This is a genomic window from Extibacter sp. GGCC_0201 (assembly GCF_017566055.1).
Classification (GTDB): domain Bacteria; phylum Bacillota; class Clostridia; order Lachnospirales; family Lachnospiraceae; genus Extibacter.
Genome location: NZ_JABFCH010000029.1, coordinates 1 through 19,781, shown reverse-complemented (window position 1 = coordinate 19,781; position 19,781 = coordinate 1). Strand labels below are relative to the sequence as shown.

Here is a 19,781-nt window from a genome sequence, read left to right as displayed (position 1 = left end):
TGGTAATATAAGTTACAATGCCAATGTAAATCGCGTTCCTTTTTTATAGGATGACTGCACATCGATACCAATCTTAAGTTCGTCTGCAAGCTGTCCTGCAAGATACAGCCCCATGCCGCTCGACTTCTTCCTCTGGCCTCCGGCGTCTCCGGAAAATCCTTTGTCAAAGATAAACGGCAGGTCGCCTTCTCTTATCCCTGCTCCATTATCCTCCAAGATTAGTAATAATTTCTTATCTGCAGCGGACTTTCGGGTTGTTATGACAAGCTCCGGACATGCCACATCCCTTCTTGTATATTTGATGGAATTACTTACGATCTGGCTTAAAATAAAGCAGAAGCTTTTCCTGTCCGTATACGCCTTCGCATCGGCGACATCTGCCGTAACCCGGAAGCCGGCCTCATGTAGGAGCATTTCATATTCTGACAGCACTTCGCCGATGCACTCAGCGACGCTCACTTCTTCCAGCAGGTAATCTTTGTGTACCGCTTTCAGCCTTGCATATATCAATATCCGGTCCACATATCCCTGCATCTGGTTCCTGGCATACTCCAGCCGCTTATGAATATCCGGCTCTATCTCACCCTTCCGGTTGTCGAGGAGAAGCGTCATAAGCGCGAGCGGCGTCTTAATCTCATGCGCCCACGACTCGATGAATTCTTCATATCCCTCAAGATGACCCGCCTGTTCCCGCAAGCGTTCCTCTTTTCCCCGCAGCAGTTCTGCCGCCAGCCGGATTTCCCGGCGTTCCCTCGCGCTCAGGGCGCTAATCGCCTCTTCTTCCTGCTCCTTATCCGGGCGGTTCAGATATTCAGTTACTGCATCTTCAAACCGGCTCTCCCTGCGGCACGTCCATACGGCCGCTGCCCCAAAAAGAAGGACAGAAAATAAGAGAATAAGCCCAGCCAATTCCCAGAACGCCCGGATATCCGCCAGCCAGAGGAAGAGACCGAAAATAGCATCCGAGATGAGAAGCAGCCCGAGCCATATCTTATAATCCATGCATCTTTCCCATATGTTTCTAATCTTCTCCATCTGGTTCCCTTCCTGCCAGCCGATAGCCTATGCCTCTCACCGTCTCTATCCTTCCTTCCAGAGAAAGACGGGCAAGCGACTTCTTAAGTCTCGTCATGTTGACCTGCAGAGCATTTTCATCGATGTATTCCGTCGTTCCCCAAAGCGTCTCGCTCAGCTGCTCCTTCGTGGCCGCCGCCTTTGTGCTGTTCATAAGCTGTTCCATAATCTTCCCCTGATTCTCCGGCAGCAGGATGGACGAGCCGGATGCATACAGCGTATACGTGTGCGTGTCCAGAGACAGGTCCCCAAGATGAATGATATGTTCCCTCCCCTCATACCGGCGCAGCAGATTCTCTGCCCTGGCGAGAAGGCGTTCCTTGCGGCACGGCTTCGTCAGATACTCGTCGGCTCCAAGGCGCAGCGCCCTCACCTCATCGTTCAGATGGTTCCTGGATGTCAGTACAAGCACCGGAATGCTGCCGTGTTCCTTTAGTTCCATACATATGTCAAACCCGCTTTTCCCCGGAAGGTTCAAGTCCAGCAGCACAAGGTGGGGCGCATGCCTGCGAATGAGCTCAGACGCCCTGCCGAAATCCGTAATGCAGACTACCTCATATCCTGCCTTCTGAAATATACATTCCAGCTCTTCTCTCATAAATGTTTCATCTTCTACAACCGCTATCTTTTTCATCTGCTCCCCTCAATCCGTCCGCTCATTTGGCGGGCGCATCATCTCAATAATATGGCGCCTTCCGGCCCGCATAACTACCGTAATATACACATACTCTACGATGCCGAGAAGGCCTGCCATCAGAAGCGCGGTCCAAAACATCTGGCCGGTCCTGCTTCCAAGCCCCGACGGGAGTATGCCGCCAAACAGCGAGCTGATTCCAAATATACTGCTTATGGCCGCCGTCACTACGGTCAGCGCAAAGTACCATCTGATCTGCGTGTCCGAGGAACGGCAGACCTCCTTGCTTCCACTGCCCAGCATCATAAGCATCCGGTATCTCCTCCTGCTCTTTTTCTGCTGCATCAGATATTGTACGCTTATGACCGTATTGGCTATGACGAGAAATATAGCAGCAAGATACAGGCTTACATAAGCGGACGCCACATTATAGAACATCTGCCTCCCAAGACCCTGCAGATACGTCTCATATTCCAGGTCCGTCTTTTTCAGCAGGCTGTTCACCTGCATCACCGCCTGGAGAAGGCCCTTTTCTTCCACAAGTTCTTTCTGTACAGAAGCATTCCAGTATGTGCTCGTCTGCCCCTCATCAAACAGCTGGTCAAATACTGTGTCCGTGACAATCAGCCCGAGGTCAATCGTCATGAGACGGTCCGCCACAAAATTGTCCGTGTACAGTGTGCCTGATACCCTGTACTGTTCCCCGTCTATCGCAAGATACGTACCCATCCTGCACACTTCCTCTACCGTCTCTTTGTATCTGTCATCTGAAAAATCTGCGTCAGAATAAAGTGCTGTCTCGTTGTCGTTCAGATGAATCGCATCCTTACCCGCCATCTTTCGAATATCGTTATATCCCGACAGTGAGATTATATACGGAGAGGTAAAATACTGCAGATTATTGTTGAACTTCTGCTTTTCCTCCGTATCCTTCAGCCTGCCGACCGCTTCTGACAGCTGTGCCGTCTCAAATACATGCTCCTTGCGCTCTGACCCTTGGGTTTCCTCTTCGGTATACAACAGGCTTACTTTCACACCAGACAGCCCCGTGAGCTTATCTTTCAGTTCCGGTGTGGCCAGCTCACTCCGGATATGCCTCTCTTCCCCTGTAAATGTAAAGTCCACGGCATGGCCTTCGTCACCTTTCGTCACCCATCCGACTGCAATGCCGTAAGCAAAGCATACGAGGGCCAGCAGAATCAAAAGAGAAGATACGGCCATGGACCTGTGCTTCAGGAATACGTTCTCCTGAAGCTGCCGGTACGTAAACGTAGAGAGCCCTTTCCTGCGGCTCTTGTTCAGAAAAGATTCAAGCCCCTTCCCCAGACCGGAAAAGAGCAGGAATGTCCCTACTGTTCCGGCGGTTACTGTCGGCGCCATCATAAATATGTTCTTCCAAGCAAGCCCGGCAATTGCCATGCCATAAGCGGCAAGAAGGAGTAAAAGCCCAGCCAGGAGCCGAAGCGCCGCATACCGGCCAGTCTTCACGCTCTGCTTTTCTTCCTGCCCCTCTTCCATCAGACTGCTGATTTCCTGTCCTGCTATCTTTCTGCTCAACATGAGGAAGGCGAGAATCTTTACGCCGAAGAAGCCCACGGCAGTCCACAACACTGCCCCCAGGGAAAAGGAAGGCTGATGTCCGAGAATCCCAAGACCCACTAATCTGGAAGTTATGAGGCTGACCATCTCAGAGAGAAAGATTGATAGGGGCAGGCCGGCCAGCAATGCCAGCATACTGTTCCACATATCCTCCGCCATCAGTATGCCGAAGAGTCTTCTTCGCTTCATCCCAAGCATCAGATAGATTCCAAATTCCCGGTTCCTGCATTCCAACTGGTACTTGCCCGCAAAGTAAACGAGGAAGAAGATGAGGAACAGCGAAAATGCATACAATACCGGTACCAGACCGAGTAGGCGGTTCACCGCATCGCTCTCCATCGTGTACAAAAACTGTATCACATTCTGGCCTTCCAGTGACAGTATCATGTAGAATAATACGACCGCAGCCACGAGAGAACCGAAAAATATGCTGTTTTCCTTGCGGTTCCTCTTGCTGTTTCTCCTTATCATATCAAAAAACATCCGCGCTCCCTCCCAACTGTGCCATAGCTGCAAGAATTCTTTCATAATAGTTCTTCTGGGATTCCTGCGGAAATTCTCTTCTCAATTCGTGGAAAATGTACCCGTCCTGCATAAACAGAATGCGGGAACAGTAGCTGGCTGCCCCTGCATCATGGGTAACCATCAGGATAGTACGGCCGAACTCACGGTTCAGCCCGTTAAGCTTCTGCATAAGCGCTCTTGCATTTTCCGTGTCAAGCGCGCCGGTAGGTTCATCGGCGAGCACGATGCCAGGATCTGGTATGAGCGCCCTGGCTGCCGCCACTCTCTGCTTCTCGCCTCCCGACATCTGGGACGGAAACTTATCCAGCACTTCCCTGATTTCCAGATAGTCCACAAGTTCCTGGAACCGGTCTGCTTCTACCCCCTCTTCTTTTCCGTGTATCGCCAGCGGAAGCATAATATTCTCCCGCCCGGTCAGATTGTCAAGCAGTTCAAAGTCCTGATAGAGATACCCGATGCGGCTGCCTCTGTATGCAGCAAGGCGGCTGTCATCGAATACGCCGATGTCCTCGCCGTTGAGTAGAATCTTGCCTTCCGTAGGCTTTAAGGCGGTGGCGATGCAGTTCAGAAGTGTCGTCTTGCCGGAACCGCTCTTGCCCATGATGCCAAGAAACTCACCTTCCAACACGTCGAACGTCATACCGTTAAGTGCTTTTGTCATGCTGCCATGCTTTCCAAAATGCTTGCGCAGGCCCTGTACCTGTAATATTTTCTGCTTCATAATTATCGTACCTCCCATCTACAGGAATTATACCGTATATGGCGGCACGAAACCACTTACATAAGATGTAAGGTTTGCCGGTACGATCTCCATGATCCTTTCCATCCGCTCCAAGTTCTTGTCCGAATGCTCAATCTCTCTCGAATAACGGTAGACGGTCTCTATGACATCTTCCGAATCGAGCATCTTCTCATTCTTCATCCATCGCGCCATGAGCATCTCTTCTATTACCATGCGGCTTACTGCCGCCAGTTTCGCTTTGGCGCTGATTCTGCCATCATATGCCGCCCCACAGAAATAAGTGAAGATAAAGTAGACAAGAAGCTGCTCCGCCTGTATCTCCCACTCCGGCATCCGTTCTTTCAGCCATGTGCCGAATTCCAGGCATATCCCGGCGTAGCTGTCCGCCGTTCCCATATGGAGGAACGCCCTCGTCTCGTCCAGACAGTTCTTCCAGTCTTCACGCAGCAGTTCCAGCGTATCAAGGCAGGAAAAAAGCTTCATCATAAAGGGAAGGCGTGCGCGGATCCTTCTTCCGTCCGCCTCCCATGCGGCTGCTAATGTGCCTTCCCCGTTCCCGTATGCGCAGAACAGTTCCTGGCAGGAGAACAGCATGCCATCCGTATGCCTCTTCTGCACGGCATCGGCAAGAGAGAGCATCTGCTCTTCTCTTTGCTCCACCGGAAGCGCCCGGTTCTTAAGCAGGTTCAGCACCACTTCCCTGGCATCGGCCAGCACAGAATATAACAGCAGGTCGAAGTCCCCGTAAGACTCTTCCCCCTCCTTTTCATACGACAGATATGCCACCGGCTCTCTTCGGTTCATAAGTATCTTTGCAACGGCAGGGCACGACAGAGACAGCGTAATCTCCCGGACGCCTTCAAACTCTTCTATGTGTCTCGGGTAGAGCCGGCACGTCCTGCACAGGCTGTTTTTCCCCAGTTCTGCATACATGTGGCACAGATTATCTTCATCCAGAAATGCACAGCGCTTTCCTTCCTTCTGCCGGAATACCGCCCGGTTCCAATGGATGGATTTACGCAGCTTACGTCCCATCCTGCCCCGGATACGGGCATATCTTCTAAGCGATCTGCCATCTATGGCTATCTGCCATCCCGCACAGCATGTGTCTTCACATCTGTCTGCGGCACATCGGAAATGTTGATAATAATCTGGTATCGTATATCTCATATCGCTTAACATCCTTTCAAAATCTGTCGACATCCTCCTGCCTTTCATGATATAGTATCGATGGCGCAGCCGGAAGCGGCGCCATCAATCGCAAGGTATAATATACAGAAAGGTTATGGGACAATGGCACGGGGAACGCAGTCCGATTGTTTTCGGAACATTTTTTCAGCAGCTCTATAATACGGTAGACACAATCATCGTCGGACATTTCGTCGGCAAAGAGGCGCTGGCAAGCGTGGGAGGTTCTTCCACACAGATCATCAATCTGATTGTCGGCTTCTTTACCGGCCTTTCTTCCGGCGCGTCTGTCATTATCGCTCAGTTTTACGGAGCAAAAGACAGGCACTCCCTGAGGCAGAGCCTGCATACTGCCTATGCATTTTCTGCAGCGGGAAGTATCGTTATCGGTATGCTTGGATTCTTACTTGCACCAAGGATGCTGGCATGGATGAATACGCCTGCCGAGCTTGTAGCAGACTCCACCACGTACCTGCGTATCTACTTTGCAGGCATCCTCTGTACTACCTGATCGTGTGCTGCATCCTGAACATCGTGCTGGACACGGTATTTGTCGTCGTCTTCCACATGGGTGTGGCAGGCGTGGCAGCAGCCACCTTAGTGTCACAGGCTGTAAGCGCCCTGCTGGTGTCGTTCAGGCTCATCCGGGGAGAGACGATGCTTAAGCTTTCTCTGACGCAGATCCGCATCCACGGTCCAATCCTCCGATTGCTGCTGCGCATCGGGCTGCCTGCGGGCTTCCAGTCTGTCATGTACAATATCTCCAACACGATGATCCAGGCGGCGCTGAACGGGTTCGGGACCGACACGTCGGCGGCATGGTCGGTATATAACAAGCTGGACGGGCTGTTCTGGATGATGAGCGGCGCCTTCGGCATCGCCATCACCACATTTGTCGGCCAGAATTACGGGGCAGGAAAGACAGACCGGGTAAAAAAGAGCGTCCGTGTCTGCCTTGGCATCGACTTGCTCTTTTCCGGAATCCTTGTCATCTTTTTCCTCGTTTTCCGCATGCCCCTTTTTGGCATCTTCACGACAGACGCAGAAGTCATGCGGCTTGGCTCCTGGATGATGGGCCTCATCACGCCGTGCTATATCTTCTATGTATTCCTGGAAGTGCTGTCCGGGGCGCTGCGGGGTATCGGAGATGTCATCATCCCTCTTATCATAACGATGTTCGGCACCTGTCTGCTGAGAATCATATGGGTCGCGGGTGCGCTTAAGATACATCCCGCCGTTGATACGGTCATCTTCAGCTATCCGGTGACGTGGATCATCTCGGCAATACTGTTCATCCTCTATTATTCGTACCGGAAACGGAGGCTGTAGTGTTGCCCTACACGCCTTTCTTCCTGCAGATATCTGCCAGACAGCACTTATCGCAGAGCGGCTTCGTCCTCGCCGTGCACACGTCACGGCCATGGTAGACGAGACGGTGGCAGAAATCGCTGCCTTCTTCCGGAGGGATTATCTTCCAGAGCGCCATCTCCACCTTTTTCGGTTCCTTGATACCGTCTACAAGCCCCATACGGTTCACAAGACGGATGCAGTGCGTATCTGTCACGATAGCAGGCTGACCGAACACATCGCCCATGATAAGGTTGGCGCTCTTACGCCCCACGCCTGGAAGCTTCAGCAGCGCGTCAAAGTCTTCCGGTACCTTTCCGCCATATTCCTCTTTCAATATCTTCATACAGGCGCTGATATCCCGCGCCTTGCTCCTGCCAAGGCCGCACGGCCTTACAATCTCTTCTATGTCTTCTGCGTCTGCGGCAGCCAGCGCGTCCACATCGGGGTATCTCTTATACAAGTCTTCTACGACTACGTTGACTCTTGCGTCCGTGCACTGGGCCGCAAGGCGGACGCTGACCAGCAGCTTCCACGCATGGTCATAATCCAGCGTACAGCCGGCATCCGGGTACTCCTTTTTCAGACGTTCGATTATCTCTAGTGCTAAGTTCTTCTTCGTCATACTGTTCCTCTTCTTTTCATCAATTCTTTGTATATCTGGAGGCTTTCGTCATCAAATAAGACAAACACCACCTTCTCTATCCTTCCGGGGTGCTCTTCCAGATATGACCGTACCGTATGTATTGCGACAGTGGCAGCCTCTTTCTTCGGATATCCGTAGATGCCGGTAGATATGGCGGGAAACGCGATGGACGTAACCCGCTTTCTCGCCGCAGCCTCCAGTGAATTCCTGTAGCAGGCCGCCAGTACCTCTGCCTCTTTCTTCTCGCCGCCGCGCCATACAGGACCTACCGTGTGGATTATATATCTGCCCGGCAGCCGGTAGCCTCCGGTCACCCTCGCTTCATCTGCAGGACAGCCATGAAGCGCTCTGCATTCTTCCAGAAGTCCCGGGCCTGCTGCTCTGTGTACAGCCCCGTCTACGCCTCCCCCTCCGAGAAGGGAAGAATTGGCGGCATTGACTATCGCATCTACATCTGTAAGTCTGGTAATATCACCTTTTATTACATGTATCATGGTCATCCTCCTTTTCTGTGAAGTGGTTTCTATTCATTTTAATCTCTGCCTGTCCTAATGTCAAACGACAATCCGTTTTGTTGCAATATAAATATTGCATAATGTAATATATAGTTGACATACATAATTTAACAGTCTATACTTGAGTTAAAGGAGGCGGGAGATGAAAAACAAAAAGATGAAGCTTGCAAGAATCAATATGGATATGTCTCAGGAGGACCTTGCCAGACGCGTGGAAGTCACCCGCCAGACGATAGGTATGATAGAGGCCGGGAAATTTAATCCGTCACTCAAACTTTGCATCGCAATCTGCCGGGCACTCGGCGCCACTTTAAACGACTTGTTCTGGGAGGAGGATGAAATATATGAAGAAAGTAGTAGATGAAAGACAGGAACTGGAAATTATGAAGATAGAACGCACAGGATTCTGGGTGCTATTTGTCGCACTGGCTGCAGATATCCTGCTTAAAGTATTGTTCTTTCACGTTCCGGTGCGGAATCTGATCGGGGAACATATCGTCTTTCTTACAGGATGCGTAACCATCATCATCGGATGTGCAAAGAGAGGGCTGTGGACGAATTATTCTGTACCGTGCGTCAAAGACTATCTTATACACAGCCTTGGAGGAACTGTTATCTTTACGCTTCTGTTCGCAGGCGCCATGGCTCTGCGGGATGCCAGGCATCTTGCCGGTATTACGCTGGCCTTTGCAGCCTTTATCTTTCTTCTTATGTTCGGGGTGCTGGCAGCTATGGGGGCATACACGAAAAGAAAGCAGAAAAAGCTGGATGAAACTTATGGAGATGATTAGATTCAGGAGGTAGCGCTATGGATTTTGAACAAGATTATATTATGAGGCTGGTCAAAGACCTGGTACGCTTTCTCATGCAGCTCATCACAGGAAAGCCCCAGTTCCGGTATGAGACAGACATAGAGCAGCCCTCGGCGTGCGGTGATGATTATACCCGCATCATCGCCATGGCTGACGCAGGCAGAATCAACGAAGCCGAGAACCTGCTCTATGAGAATCTGGACCGTGATAACGAGGACTATCTGCTGATGGGCCTGTCCTTCTACTCACATGTCAACGACTTTGATGACGATTTCCTCCGGGAATCGGATTATTCCAGAGATGAGATCAGGGACGGCATCGAAAGCTTTATAAAAGAGTACGGTATCACAGGGCTTGAGGCCTTCCTGCCTAATCTATCTGCTGTACCATGACACGGGTGAATACTTCGTCTCCCTCCGGCACAAGGTTCTCTCCACATGCACGGACCTCACCGTCCGTCTGCTGGATGTACATCCGGTAACCGATATAAGGGAGCGGCTCTTCCCGGTCATAGAGCGGGTACTGTTCCGGCGAACGGTACAGGAGCGCATCAATCCAGACAGCCTTCACCTTCTCCCTGGCCTGTACCGGCTCCGGCAGAATCGTACCTTCCGATACGGGGATGCCACATTGTCCGTACGTATTGTCCCCCCACGTCCAGAGCACGTTGTCATCACTGAGCGCAGCCATCGTGTTCCTGCCGGCGGTGACATATTTCATATGTGCCAGCTGCTGTTCCCATCCGTCATAGGAGGCAATGGCCGTCCCTGCGATATCCTTAAGCGTCCCGCTGCACCAGACGGTACCGTCTTCCTTCAATACAGCCACCGCCTCCTCGCTGCAGCTTACGAAGCGGACATGATCCATCATCTTTGTAAGCCTCATCGTGCCTTCCGTGTCCGGAATGTCACCTGTCCCCCAGAGTTCATCCTTATCATTGATATATACCATGAAGCTTTTTCCGAGCGCTACATGTCTTGCGTCTTCCGCAATCTCATATGCCGGGTAGAACCCCTTGGCATTTAGATGCCCTTCTGTGTCCCCCCTGCCCAGTTCACCGTGTTCATTGGCAGAGATTCCATATAACGTCCCATTCTCTATATAAAATCTGCTGTCATAGTTGACAGCGTTGTCACTGTAGCATTCTTCAATACGAAGCTCAGGGGCCCCAAGATTCAGCCCATCTTTGTCCGGCGTGTCCACGTATTGCACGAGGGCCTCCCCGGCAGCCTTCGTCTCTTTCTTCTCCTGCTCCAGCTTTGATGTAGAATACAGTCTGTCTCTTAGGATGTCACCGGGCTTCAAGCTTCCCGAATTATAGTTCCATAGGATCAGGACGATGAGCAGAATCTGCACTGCAAGCGCAGCCGCTGTCCGTATCTTTCTGCCTTTGACAGAACCAGAGATATCAATGTACTGGAATCCGCTGCCACAGTATTTTTTCAGGCGGTTCCGTAATACGGCCTGCTCGACTTTTGGCATATCCCCTTTGAATATAAAATTGTTGTTGACTGCAAAAAAGCGCTCTCCTTCTTTTACCTGTTCCAGCTTCCCCAGCGGCAGTCCGGTGACGTTGTTATGCGTGTGGATGACAAACTCGTCTCCAGACAGTTCCACAACGGTCTTTGCCTCTTCCGGACGGTTGCCATAATTCTTTTTCATCGCCTTCACAGACAGCCAGTACACCAGCTGCCGGAACAGTGTAATCAACAGGAAGGTTCCCACGATGAGGCACATACAGACAGTGACTGCCAGCATGGGACCCATAATGTTCATATACAACAGGGCAGCTGCCAGGATGCTGATAAATCCTGCCCTCTTTTCTGAATAATAATACCGCAGGTGATAGAGCGCGTACAGCGCAGACCATTTTGACGCCTGTTCCCTGTCGCCTTCGCGCCAGCCAAACTCTATGCGGACCTCTTCCTCTTCCGGATGCAGGTTGCCCGTATACTTGTCCTTGCAATGCTTTTTCAGCCAGTTTCTCAGAGAAAGCATCTCATCTCTGCCGATATATTTCTTCTCAAGCCACAGTCCTGTCACAGTGCTGCAGATGTCAAAAGCCTCCTCACTTTCCACGACTGAGGATATATCCGAATAGTTGATGCTCTGCTGCCGGCCGTCGCTATATTCGACAAAAAGGTAGTCCGGGTAGAAGGTCCCTTTCAGGCTGTTCTGTTCCCGGCTTTTCATCAATGCAGACAGCTTTTTTCCGGAAATGCCGTAGCAGAGCCGTACGGTAACGAGCACGGCGGCTTCTAACGCCGCCGCCAGTACGGCCATCTGAAGCACCGGACGCCAGTCGGACAGTATACCGGCTGCATGCAGCAGCATAATCAGGAGCAGCACCCCATACCCGATTACAATCACGAAGCAGTCTATCCTGCTGTTATGGCACTTCTCATAACGCTCTCTGTAATTCGCGGGAACGGTATCATATATAAAAGTATCTGTCTTCTCCATCTATTGCCCCTCCTGCCTCTCACCTGGTACAAAGTAAGAATAATCAGGGTTTCCTGCCGTGTCCCTCTCCTGCTTCACCGGTGGAGCTTCGAGTCCGTACGCCCCATCGGTTCCATAAGGCACCTGATATGCAAGATATACGCCTTCTCCCTGCATGATCCGATAGTTGGCCGTCATATCCAGCTCCTCCTCTTCCTTGCTGTAAGGATCTGAATATACATCCGTCGAATCTATCTGCACGAGACAGTCATACCTATCTCCGGCCATCATCTCAATATGGGTGATATTCCTTGTGACGTCAATCCCGTTTACCGCATACTGCTTGTCGTTTTCTTCAAGCGCGCACCTTGCCGCCCAGAATATATCATCCGTATCCGCCGCCACCTTCAGATACCCGAGCTGGCTGGACTGCAGCTGCGCCAGGGCCGGGTCCTTCTGCAGTATATTCTTCATCTCCTCAGCCAGCGCCCTGCCGGATTCTTCTTCATCCGGTACGGTACCCGTATCACTTTCAAATGTCTCCGGCGCCTCCGTTCTCGTAAAATGCATCGGGGCGGTTTTGTCCATGGACACTCTGCACAGCGATATCGTACCTCCGTCTTCCAGATAGCCCTCCTCCCCGACTACGCAGTTTTCATCCAGCACGATGGTCCACTGCGGGAGCCCGTCCCGGCACAGGGCAATGGCAAGCGTTCCAAACTGTACACAGTCTTCAAACCCATATATCTCTTCCTCATCTCCTTCTGAGGATATGACGATGCCGTCTCCTGTCGTCTTTATCTTCCAGCCCGCAATATTCTTCCCTTCACCCGTCCAGCTTCCGGTTATGATATTAGATACATAAGGGGTGGTGATTCCATCACCACGGTCGCCGTACGTCATCACATACTGATGGACCTTGCCGTCATCCGGGGACTCATATGTAACCACACATGCGTCATCTGCCAGCCACTGTATCTTCATGTCCTTCTGAGCCGTATACGGAAATTGATCGGACTTCCGGGCAAATAAGAACAACTGATTGCGATACGTCGTCACAAGCCCAGACTTTTCTTCATACTTCAGCACGAGCATATGCCGGTAATCCGGCGACAGGCTCCATACCGCGCCTCGTCCCTTCGTCTCCCTGACGCCCACAGCGAGCACCCCCAATAGGACCGCGCCTCCCGCTGCCGCCGCTCCAATCCGCACTGCCCGGTTCTCCCAGAAGAAGAGGATTACTGCCGCTGCCAGCAGGACGATAAGCAGCATATTAACAAGATACGGCAGGAAGTCCGAGATATATTCCATCTGATATGCCTTCCCGGCCGTAACATACGCAAGCTGCATACAAAGGAGAAGCAGGGACGGTATAGCACATACGATTCCCGCTGTTTTCCTCTTCTTCCTGCGCCGCACCTCTTCTTCATCGGCTATGCCTCTGTCATTGCTGCCGCCTCCGGTCCCGCGCTGCTCGCCGTCCAGCAGTTCGTCCACGCTTATCTCCAGTATCTGGCACAATTGCTTGAGCATGCCTACATCGGGCAGACCGCCCCCAGTCTCCCATTTAGATACCGCCTTATTCGTTACGCCCAGACGTGCCGCGAGTTCTTTCTGTGTCAGCCCCACCGCTTTGCGCCTTCTGGCAATCAGCTGCCCGGTCTTATTATAATCCATGCCATGCCTCCAGTCTGCTGACGCCTATAATGTCCCGCCAGCTCTTGTATATCATGATAGCAGATGCCGCTTTCTTGGCAATACACGCAGCGTTCCACCGAGTCTACGCAGCGTGGACTTATCCCCGCATCCGCCCAATATCAAGGCTTTCTGTTCAATTCGTAGTAAAAGATGTACTGCTGCATCACGCCCCGATATCCTTTATAACGCCTCTTCGGAAATCCTCTGCGGTAGTGCCGCTTCAGTGCCTGGCTGATATGCGTATCCACCGGAAACGCATCCAGCTCATGCAGCGCAAACAGGCAGATACAGTCCGCCACTTTCTCACCGATTCCATATAATTTCAGCAGTTCTGCTTTCGCCTCAGGATAAGGGAGGCTTCTGATGTAATCCAAATCCACCTCACCGGATGCTATGGATCTGGCCGTCCGCACGACATACTTGCTCCTGTATCCAAGGTTGCATTCCTTCAAATCATCCTCTTCGAGCTCTGCGAGCGCTTCCGGGCGTGGGAAGGCATAGTACGTGCTCCCGGAAAGCGCCTCCTTTTTCTCTCCGTACTTCTCGCAGATATTGGAGATGCACTTTCGTATACGGGTAATATTATTCTGTTGGGATATGAGAAAGGAGGCTGTCATCTCCCACAGATCCTGCCGCAATATCCGGATACCACTGCCAGCCTCAGCCGCTTTCCTCAGGTACTCGTCCTTCGTGTCTATCCTCTCTATGTATGCCCCATAGTCATTCTCCAGATCAAAATAATCTCTCCAGAATGCCTCAAACTCCTCCTCCCCGCAATAAAACGTACACAGATCCTCCTCTTGGGCCACTTCCACATACCGGCCGCCGGCTATGACAGAATATGTCCCTCCTGCGGTGCGCTCCATGCGGAAGCACTGCCCGGATGCGCAGATCTGGCCTATATCAAAATGGTCCGTTCTTTTCGTAATCATGTGAGTGCTTCTTCCTTTTCTCTCGTCTCCTTTAAAAACACGAAGGTGCTGTCATCCGAATACGCTTCCCGGAAACGGTAGCCCAGCCCATTGAACTTCCTGACATCCTCTGGGCACCCGGCATTACTCTCCGCAAGGAAGCGCACCATCTCTCCCCTCGCCATCTTGGCCAGCGTCCCTTTTTCTATCACCTTCCCGCCGGACAGTTCACCGAATACGCAGGTCACAAAGGCAACGTCCTCACGCACATATTTTGAAATGCATCTGCTGTATTCTTTTGAAGCCAGGTTCAGAATCATCTGGTCTTCCGCAAATATATCCTCTGCCATCGTCCCTCCCCAGTAGTCATACAGGGAATCTAGTCCGGGACACCCTTTATGCCCTCCCATCCTGGCCTGCATCTCCAGCCGATAGGGGACGACGCCGTCAAAGGGACGCAGCATCCCGTAAAATGCGGACAGTATCCTCAGGTGCTCCTGGAGATAGGCAAATGCGCCTTCATCCATAACAGCAGGCGCCATATACTGATATTGGATTCCTTCATAAGAAAGGAGGGCGGGCGTCAGGTTCTTATACAGATCCATATCCTGAAACCGCCTGTAGTTCAGCTTGGCTATCCTATCGCTGCATTTCCATATCTCTTTGCACTGCTCGTAGGTAAGAGACTTCATATATTCCATCAGATATTCCGTTTTGTCTATGTAAGAGGGCAGGCCGCAAGGTGCAAATGCATCGTTGTCCACCCTCATCTTCTTAGCCGGTGATATGATTATCTTCATGTTTCATTTCCTGCTTTCTAACTTATCTTGCGTATTCACTTCATTCAGAAAGGCGAAGCCTATAATCATCGCTCCCCCTGCTATCTGTGGCACGGTAATGTTCTCTCCCAGTACGAAAAAAGAGACGAGAATCGCCACCATAGGGTCGATATAGCTCAGTATCGCCGCCTGCTGCCCACGAAGGCCGGAAAGGGCGGCAAAATACATGCAGTACGTGATACCTGTGTGGACGACTCCGACGACAAGCAGCAGCGCCGCCCCTTTCGGGTCGATTCCCCCTATGGCAAATCCGCATGTGAATACGACGTAAGGCACCATGATGACCATGGCTGCTCCAAACTGGAGCCATGTCCGGACAAGCCCGTCAATATCACCGAGCAGCTTGTTAAAAAAAACGACCCCTGCATAGCAGACAGCCGCGCCAAGGCCGTACAACGCACCGACCGTATCATTGCTTCCGCCGCCGCTGACTCCGATGACAAGAATAAGGCCCGCGGTGGACGCGGCGAAACAGACCGCCTGCTTTACCTTAAGTTTCTCACGGAAGATGGCAACGCTCAGTATGACAATCAGTGTAGGGGCAAAATAATAACACAGAGTAGATACCGCCACGCTTGTGTACCGGTACGCTTCAAACAAAAGTATCCAGTTGAACGCAAGCGCGGCTCCTGATCCGAACAGCATCCGTATCCGGCCTTTAAAACTTCTGATATGTTCTAGCTTCCCGCTGGCCGCTGCTGCCGCGGTAAGCATGAGAAATGCCGCCACTGCCCTCCACAGGGCTATCTCTGCGGACGGCAGATGGATATGCTTCACGAAGGCTCCGATAGTGCCGAAGATTATCATGGACAGGATCATCTGTATCCTTGCTTTACTTTGCAGCATGATAGAATTCCTTCAGCTCCGCCTTGACCTCCGGGGGCAGGTCGCGCTTCTTGATGCCCCTGACAGCCCCTTCAAGCCCCTGCAGCCTCTGGATGCAGGCCGAGTCATCTATCGCCTTGATCTTAAGCCAGGCCTGCTTGCTGCCTGTCTCTCTGAGCTGTCTGGCCGTCGTGATACCAACTTCGTTCAACTGCTGCTCTACCACCGGACCTATGTTCGGCAGACTGGATAATTCACCCATACTTGTACCTCCTGTCATTATAGTGCTGTTTCCATTATACATCATCTGTCCTTTGTCCTCCACCAGAAATATTCTCCATGATAATATCGAACAGGCTCATCTGATGACCTGTCACCTCTTTCTTCTTTTTCTGAACCTGTTCCCTTGCAAATATTGGGTCAGGCATGCCTTCTACAAATACGGAATCCTCTCCCGACGAGGTCAGTATGAGCTCTTCTTCGGCTCTGGTCATACCGACGTAGAACAGCCGCCGCTCTTCTTCCATGTCAGCCGCGTACCGTTCGTTTTCAAGCGGCATCTTTCCTTTCCGGACGCCGAAGATAAATGTAACCGGATACTCCAGCCCCTTGGAGCCGTGCAGCGTCATAAGTGTGACCGCTCCGGAACCGTACTGCCTGTCTCCACAGCGCTTCAGGTCGCTTTCCACACCAAGGCTCAGCGCATCGGAGAGTTCTCCCATATCTTTGTAGAATACGGCCATCTGCGACAGCTTCTTCATCGCCGGATTGTCCAAAGCCTGAATCTCCTGCATCCACAGCTTCAGAAACTTCTGCGGCTTTTCCTTTGCATAGAGCGGCCGGTACTTCTCTGCCATACGCCCGAACACCTCTTCCGACACCGGATTCCGGTCCAGGTTCCACAGTATCTTCAGGCTCTGCTCTTTGGCATGCCTGTCAAGCTCGTCTGCGAGATACCGGAAAAAGAAGAGACTCCCCCTGACGATATCCTCCTGAAGGAACGACTCTCTCCCTGCGACGACATAGGGAATGCCTTCCCTCTTCAGGCATGTCTCCAGCAGCTCCGCGTCCTGGTGCGTCCGGTAGAGGACGGCGATATCGTCGAACGCCCTTATCTTCCGCTCCCCCTGGTCATGTGCCGCCTCGTGCGCTTCCAGCATTCCGATGCCCCCTGCCAGACGGTTGATCTCCTTTGCCACGAATATGGCCTCTCCCATCGGAGACATTGCTCTGGCAAGCCGTACTTTTGCACCGCCTACCCGGTTGGCATGCAGCGTGCGCGCATCGCCGGGATTGCCGGAAATGATGTGAAGCGCTGATGACACGATTTCCGGGGTGGACCGGTAATTCTCTGTGAGCCGGATCGTCTTCAATCCGGGAAAGTCCTCCTGCAGCCTTGCAAAGCACTTTGCGTCCGCTCCCCTGAACCCGTAGATAGACTGATCCGGGTCTCCGATGACGAACAGCTCTCTTCCCTTCTCATTCCAAGCCTTCACGAGCCGGTACTGCAGCGGATTGATATCCTGGAACTCATCTACGAACAGATACGTATAGCTCTTTTGCCAGCCGTCCGGCGCCGCCCCGCCCTCGAGAAGCTGCAGTGTCTCAAGCAGCAGGTCGTCAAAGTCTAAAAGACCTCTCTCTTTCAGCCTACGATTATACACCTGTACTTCTGGGCTCATCTCTTCTCCGGCCAGCCCTTTTGACTTTTCCATGGACGCCTGCTCTGCCAGTCTCTTGCCCGTGATACGGATGCCCGTCTCCTTCGCCGCTTCATCGGCAATCTCTCTCGCTTCCGTCTCATCCGCGACGGAAAACTCAAGTCCCTGCTCCTTTAGATATTCTAGGCAGATTGCATGGAAGGTACCTGCCTTAAGGCTGCCAATCCGCCCTCTGCTGCCAATTCCTTTCTGTATCCTCTCTTTCAGTTCACGGGCCGCCTCGTTCGTAAAGGTCACTGCCGTAATCTCATACGGCTTTACGTTCCTATGCTCCAAAAGGTACAAAATGCGGGAGACGAGCGTCCTCGTCTTGCCCGTCCCCGGCCCGGCAACGACAGCAATGGTACGTGCCGGACAGGTCACGGCATATTCCTGCTCTTTATTGAGCGCCTTTCCTTCCACCCCCGCCGGTTCTTTATCCCCCTTTTCCTCTGATTCCATCTCATGCAGAACAGCCTCTTTTTCTGTCGCGGCCTTTCCAGCCGCATCTGCTCTGTCCCTGCTCATGCCAAGCAGGTCAAAAAAGTCCATCTGCCCACTTGTATCTTCTATCTCATGAGGCTCAAACAGCCGGATCGTCCCATATTCCCCGTCGAATCCGGGCACACGGATGACTTTCCCCTCCCGGAGCCTCCTGATCCCCTCCGCAATCAAGACACCGGACGTACTGCGTATTTCTTCTACCGGTACTTCCCTCAATATATCAAACTCCGGCCCGAGCCGCTTCAGCATACTGAGATATTCTTTCTGTACTCCTGCGCTGGTCGGGGCATGCCCTACCGATGCTCCAATCACTTCCGGCAGGGGCACAAGACTTTCAAACCGTGCGGCGTCCGCCTTAACATATCCCTCCCCCCGGTCCGACAGCTGATCTACCCTGTGGGATACGCCGATGGTAATCTTTTTTCCACAGACAGGACAGATTCCGTGATATTTGTCCGTATCTGCAGGGGACAGGCAGAGGCTGCATTTTCTATGGCCGTCAAAATGGTACTTCCCTTCTTCGGGAAAAAATTCTATCGTACCATATAGCCCCTTTCCATACTGAACAGCATCTCTGAGCCCGGGATAAGACAGCGCGATATCGAGCATATTGGCTTCCCTTCCAAGCTTCGCCGGAGAATGGGCGTCTGAATTGGAGATGAGCTGGTAACTGTCCAGCATGGACACACGCCAGTTCATAGGCGGGTCGGAGGACAATCCTGTCTCCATGGCGTGTATGTAAGGCGACAGGTCCCCAAAGCATTCCTCCACCGTGTCGAATCCTGAGAAGGCTCCGAACAGGGAAAAGTGCGGCGTCCAGATATGCGCGGGTACAAAGATGGCATCGGGGCACAGTTCCAGGACGATTTCCAGCAGATCATGACAGTCAAGTCCGAGAATGGGCCTGCCGTCGGAATGGATATTGCCTATGGCTTCCAGCTTCCGCGCTATCACTTCCGCGGCTTCAAGTCCCGGAAGCAGTATCAGGCTATGTACTTTCCGTACTCTGCCACCTCTCTTATATATGGAGCTTATCTCTCCTGTAATGACAAAACGGGGCGTCCGGCCACCTGTGTCCGGCCCGTCTTCTATACGATATCCTTTCTTCAGGACATACAGCCCCTCTTCGGCGGGCATGAGCTTTTCCGCCAGCTCTTCCCTCCATGCCGGATGTGTAAAATCCCCGGAGCCGACAATGTGGATCCCTTTCCTCCTGGCCCACAGGTCCAGATATTCCGGAGTACAGTCTTTGCTCGTGGCTCTTGAATAACGGGAATGGATGTGCAGATCTGCAATGTACATAGTATCACCTCTTTACGTAGTTCATCTGATTAATACGATTATACCATGGCTGCACGGATCCGTAAGATGTTTCCTTCCATATCTTTACAATTTTCGACAAATAGGGACAGCAAAAAAGGACGTGGATACTGCTACTCCACGTCCTGTACATCCGGCTCCCTGCTATCTTCATCAGATGCCAAGCGTTTCTCTTGCCTGGCTCAGCCTGGTGTAAAATTCTTTATAGAAATCATCCGTCTTGTATTCTGACTGGTAGAATGTCCTCAGGACATACAGGTTAAGGATACGCACCTTCTCTCCATCGAGCGTTCCGGCGGCCTCCTGGCAGTCTGTCAGAAATCTGTGCCAGTCTGTAACATACTGCTCATATGCCTTCAGATCCGGCGTGTCAAGCCATTTCTTTACCTTTATCTTTCCCCTGTCTGTAGGATTACAATACATGTGTTACAACTGAATATTTAAAAAGCAGAGATACTGC

The 19,781-nt window shown here is 52.0% G+C and carries 18 protein-coding genes and 1 pseudogene; 4 read left to right on the top strand and 15 right to left on the bottom strand.

Translation table 11 applies throughout. The features are described 5' to 3' along the window. Positions 1 to 12 precede the first annotated feature (12 nt). The 5 genes from HJV72_RS16285 to fliB are packed head-to-tail and all read right to left on the bottom strand — an operon-like array spanning position 13 to position 5,744. Positions 13 to 1,035 carry a sensor histidine kinase gene (locus HJV72_RS16285; protein WP_208072565.1) on the bottom strand — a complete coding sequence of 341 codons (1,023 nt, stop codon included), beginning with the start codon at positions 1,033 to 1,035 and terminating at the stop codon, positions 13 to 15. After that, positions 1,022 to 1,708, bottom strand: a complete 687-nt coding sequence (locus HJV72_RS16280) for a response regulator transcription factor (protein ID WP_049729925.1) — start codon at positions 1,706 to 1,708, stop codon at positions 1,022 to 1,024. Before HJV72_RS16280 ends, HJV72_RS16285 begins: the two co-directional genes overlap by 14 nt. Positions 1,709 to 1,717: 9 nt before the next feature. Then, positions 1,718 to 3,790 (bottom strand): ABC transporter permease, encoded by a 2,073-nt coding sequence (locus HJV72_RS16275; protein ID WP_208072563.1) that lies wholly within the window; start codon positions 3,788 to 3,790, stop codon positions 1,718 to 1,720. Beyond that, on the bottom strand, positions 3,780 to 4,553 hold the full coding sequence (locus tag HJV72_RS16270; RefSeq protein WP_208072561.1) for an ABC transporter ATP-binding protein: 774 nt from the start codon (positions 4,551 to 4,553) through the stop codon (positions 3,780 to 3,782). The genes HJV72_RS16275 and HJV72_RS16270 overlap by 11 nt, the downstream gene beginning before the upstream one ends. 27 nt (positions 4,554 to 4,580) lie before the next feature. Further along, positions 4,581 to 5,744: a flagellin lysine-N-methylase gene (gene fliB / locus HJV72_RS16265; RefSeq protein ID WP_208072560.1), complete on the bottom strand. Its 1,164-nt coding sequence runs from the start codon at positions 5,742 to 5,744 to the stop codon at positions 4,581 to 4,583. Positions 5,745 to 5,859: 115 nt separating this feature from the next. Between fliB and HJV72_RS16260 the strand changes: the two are divergent. Next, positions 5,860 to 7,091, top strand: a pseudogene (locus HJV72_RS16260) (MATE family efflux transporter). 7 nt (positions 7,092 to 7,098) lie between these two features. Here the strand turns inward: HJV72_RS16260 and HJV72_RS16255 are convergent. Both HJV72_RS16255 and HJV72_RS16250 read right to left on the bottom strand, forming a co-directional pair. Then, on the bottom strand, positions 7,099 to 7,734 hold the full coding sequence (locus HJV72_RS16255) for an endonuclease III domain-containing protein (RefSeq protein ID WP_208072558.1): 636 nt from the start codon (positions 7,732 to 7,734) through the stop codon (positions 7,099 to 7,101). Beyond that, complete coding sequence (locus HJV72_RS16250) at positions 7,731 to 8,249, bottom strand: O-acetyl-ADP-ribose deacetylase (RefSeq protein WP_330619020.1); 519 nt, start codon at positions 8,247 to 8,249, stop codon at positions 7,731 to 7,733. The genes HJV72_RS16255 and HJV72_RS16250 overlap by 4 nt, the downstream gene beginning before the upstream one ends. A 163-nt stretch (positions 8,250 to 8,412) precedes the next feature. Between HJV72_RS16250 and HJV72_RS16245 the strand changes: the two genes are divergently transcribed. From HJV72_RS16245 to HJV72_RS16235, 3 genes are read left to right on the top strand one after another with little or no spacing between them, the layout of a single operon-like run. Next, positions 8,413 to 8,634, top strand: a complete 222-nt coding sequence (locus HJV72_RS16245; RefSeq protein WP_066572352.1) for a helix-turn-helix transcriptional regulator — start codon at positions 8,413 to 8,415, stop codon at positions 8,632 to 8,634. Further along, positions 8,615 to 9,061 carry a DUF6773 family protein gene (locus tag HJV72_RS16240; RefSeq protein ID WP_208072554.1) on the top strand — a complete coding sequence of 149 codons (447 nt, stop codon included), beginning with the start codon at positions 8,615 to 8,617 and terminating at the stop codon, positions 9,059 to 9,061. The genes HJV72_RS16245 and HJV72_RS16240 overlap by 20 nt, the downstream gene beginning before the upstream one ends. Positions 9,062 to 9,078: 17 nt before the next feature. Next, on the top strand, positions 9,079 to 9,474 hold the full coding sequence (locus HJV72_RS16235) for a DUF6483 family protein (RefSeq protein ID WP_208072552.1): 396 nt from the start codon (positions 9,079 to 9,081) through the stop codon (positions 9,472 to 9,474). Here HJV72_RS16235 and HJV72_RS16230 read toward each other — a convergent pair. From HJV72_RS16230 to HJV72_RS16195, 8 genes are all read right to left on the bottom strand, one after another. Beyond that, the gene (locus HJV72_RS16230; protein WP_208072550.1) at positions 9,452 to 11,545 is read right to left on the bottom strand and encodes a hypothetical protein; all 2,094 of its coding nucleotides are present in this window, start codon (positions 11,543 to 11,545) and stop codon (positions 9,452 to 9,454) included. The two genes, HJV72_RS16235 and HJV72_RS16230, sit on opposite strands and share 23 nt — an antisense overlap. After that, positions 11,546 to 13,201 (bottom strand): helix-turn-helix domain-containing protein, encoded by a 1,656-nt coding sequence (locus HJV72_RS16225; protein WP_208072548.1) that lies wholly within the window; start codon positions 13,199 to 13,201, stop codon positions 11,546 to 11,548. A gap of 140 nt (positions 13,202 to 13,341) precedes the next feature. Next, positions 13,342 to 14,154: a DNA-3-methyladenine glycosylase family protein gene (locus HJV72_RS16220; protein WP_208072546.1), complete on the bottom strand. Its 813-nt coding sequence runs from the start codon at positions 14,152 to 14,154 to the stop codon at positions 13,342 to 13,344. After that, positions 14,151 to 14,933 carry a peroxide stress protein YaaA gene (gene yaaA, locus HJV72_RS16215; protein ID WP_208072544.1) on the bottom strand — a complete coding sequence of 261 codons (783 nt, stop codon included), beginning with the start codon at positions 14,931 to 14,933 and terminating at the stop codon, positions 14,151 to 14,153. Before yaaA ends, HJV72_RS16220 begins: the two co-directional genes overlap by 4 nt. Positions 14,934 to 14,936: 3 nt before the next feature. Then, positions 14,937 to 15,818: a DMT family transporter gene (locus HJV72_RS16210; protein WP_208072542.1), complete on the bottom strand. Its 882-nt coding sequence runs from the start codon at positions 15,816 to 15,818 to the stop codon at positions 14,937 to 14,939. After that, on the bottom strand, positions 15,805 to 16,059 hold the full coding sequence (locus HJV72_RS16205; RefSeq protein WP_049729913.1) for a TfoX/Sxy family protein: 255 nt from the start codon (positions 16,057 to 16,059) through the stop codon (positions 15,805 to 15,807). Before HJV72_RS16205 ends, HJV72_RS16210 begins: the two co-directional genes overlap by 14 nt. Positions 16,060 to 16,093: 34 nt before the next feature. Next, entirely contained in the window at positions 16,094 to 19,303 is a 3,210-nt protein-coding gene (locus HJV72_RS16200) for a UvrD-helicase domain-containing protein (protein ID WP_208072540.1), read from the bottom strand. A 171-nt stretch (positions 19,304 to 19,474) separates the two neighbouring features. Next, positions 19,475 to 19,744: a hypothetical protein gene (locus tag HJV72_RS16195; RefSeq protein WP_208072538.1), complete on the bottom strand. Its 270-nt coding sequence runs from the start codon at positions 19,742 to 19,744 to the stop codon at positions 19,475 to 19,477. Between the last annotated feature and the right edge of the window lie 37 nt (positions 19,745 to 19,781).

What these genes read in the sequence shown, in the direction of transcription:
- HJV72_RS16285 (WP_208072565.1), bottom strand. Translation starts at nt 1,035, where the DNA reads ATGGAGAAGATTAGAAACATATGGGAAAGATGCATGGATTATAAGATA.
- HJV72_RS16280 (WP_049729925.1), bottom strand. Translation starts at nt 1,708, where the DNA reads ATGAAAAAGATAGCGGTTGTAGAAGATGAAACATTTATGAGAGAAGAG.
- HJV72_RS16275 (WP_208072563.1), bottom strand. Translation starts at nt 3,790, where the DNA reads ATGTTTTTTGATATGATAAGGAGAAACAGCAAGAGGAACCGCAAGGAA.
- HJV72_RS16270 (WP_208072561.1), bottom strand. Translation starts at nt 4,553, where the DNA reads ATGAAGCAGAAAATATTACAGGTACAGGGCCTGCGCAAGCATTTTGGA.
- fliB (WP_208072560.1), bottom strand. Translation starts at nt 5,744, where the DNA reads ATGAGATATACGATACCAGATTATTATCAACATTTCCGATGTGCCGCA.
- HJV72_RS16255 (WP_208072558.1), bottom strand. Translation starts at nt 7,734, where the DNA reads ATGACGAAGAAGAACTTAGCACTAGAGATAATCGAACGTCTGAAAAAG.
- HJV72_RS16250 (WP_330619020.1), bottom strand. Translation starts at nt 8,249, where the DNA reads ATGATACATGTAATAAAAGGTGATATTACCAGACTTACAGATGTAGAT.
- HJV72_RS16245 (WP_066572352.1), top strand. Translation starts at nt 8,413, where the DNA reads ATGAAAAACAAAAAGATGAAGCTTGCAAGAATCAATATGGATATGTCT.
- HJV72_RS16240 (WP_208072554.1), top strand. Translation starts at nt 8,615, where the DNA reads ATGAAGAAAGTAGTAGATGAAAGACAGGAACTGGAAATTATGAAGATA.
- HJV72_RS16235 (WP_208072552.1), top strand. Translation starts at nt 9,079, where the DNA reads ATGGATTTTGAACAAGATTATATTATGAGGCTGGTCAAAGACCTGGTA.
- HJV72_RS16230 (WP_208072550.1), bottom strand. Translation starts at nt 11,545, where the DNA reads ATGGAGAAGACAGATACTTTTATATATGATACCGTTCCCGCGAATTAC.
- HJV72_RS16225 (WP_208072548.1), bottom strand. Translation starts at nt 13,201, where the DNA reads ATGGATTATAATAAGACCGGGCAGCTGATTGCCAGAAGGCGCAAAGCG.
- HJV72_RS16220 (WP_208072546.1), bottom strand. Translation starts at nt 14,154, where the DNA reads ATGATTACGAAAAGAACGGACCATTTTGATATAGGCCAGATCTGCGCA.
- yaaA (WP_208072544.1), bottom strand. Translation starts at nt 14,933, where the DNA reads ATGAAGATAATCATATCACCGGCTAAGAAGATGAGGGTGGACAACGAT.
- HJV72_RS16210 (WP_208072542.1), bottom strand. Translation starts at nt 15,818, where the DNA reads ATGCTGCAAAGTAAAGCAAGGATACAGATGATCCTGTCCATGATAATC.
- HJV72_RS16205 (WP_049729913.1), bottom strand. Translation starts at nt 16,059, where the DNA reads ATGGGTGAATTATCCAGTCTGCCGAACATAGGTCCGGTGGTAGAGCAG.
- HJV72_RS16200 (WP_208072540.1), bottom strand. Translation starts at nt 19,303, where the DNA reads ATGTACATTGCAGATCTGCACATCCATTCCCGTTATTCAAGAGCCACG.
- HJV72_RS16195 (WP_208072538.1), bottom strand. Translation starts at nt 19,744, where the DNA reads ATGTATTGTAATCCTACAGACAGGGGAAAGATAAAGGTAAAGAAATGG.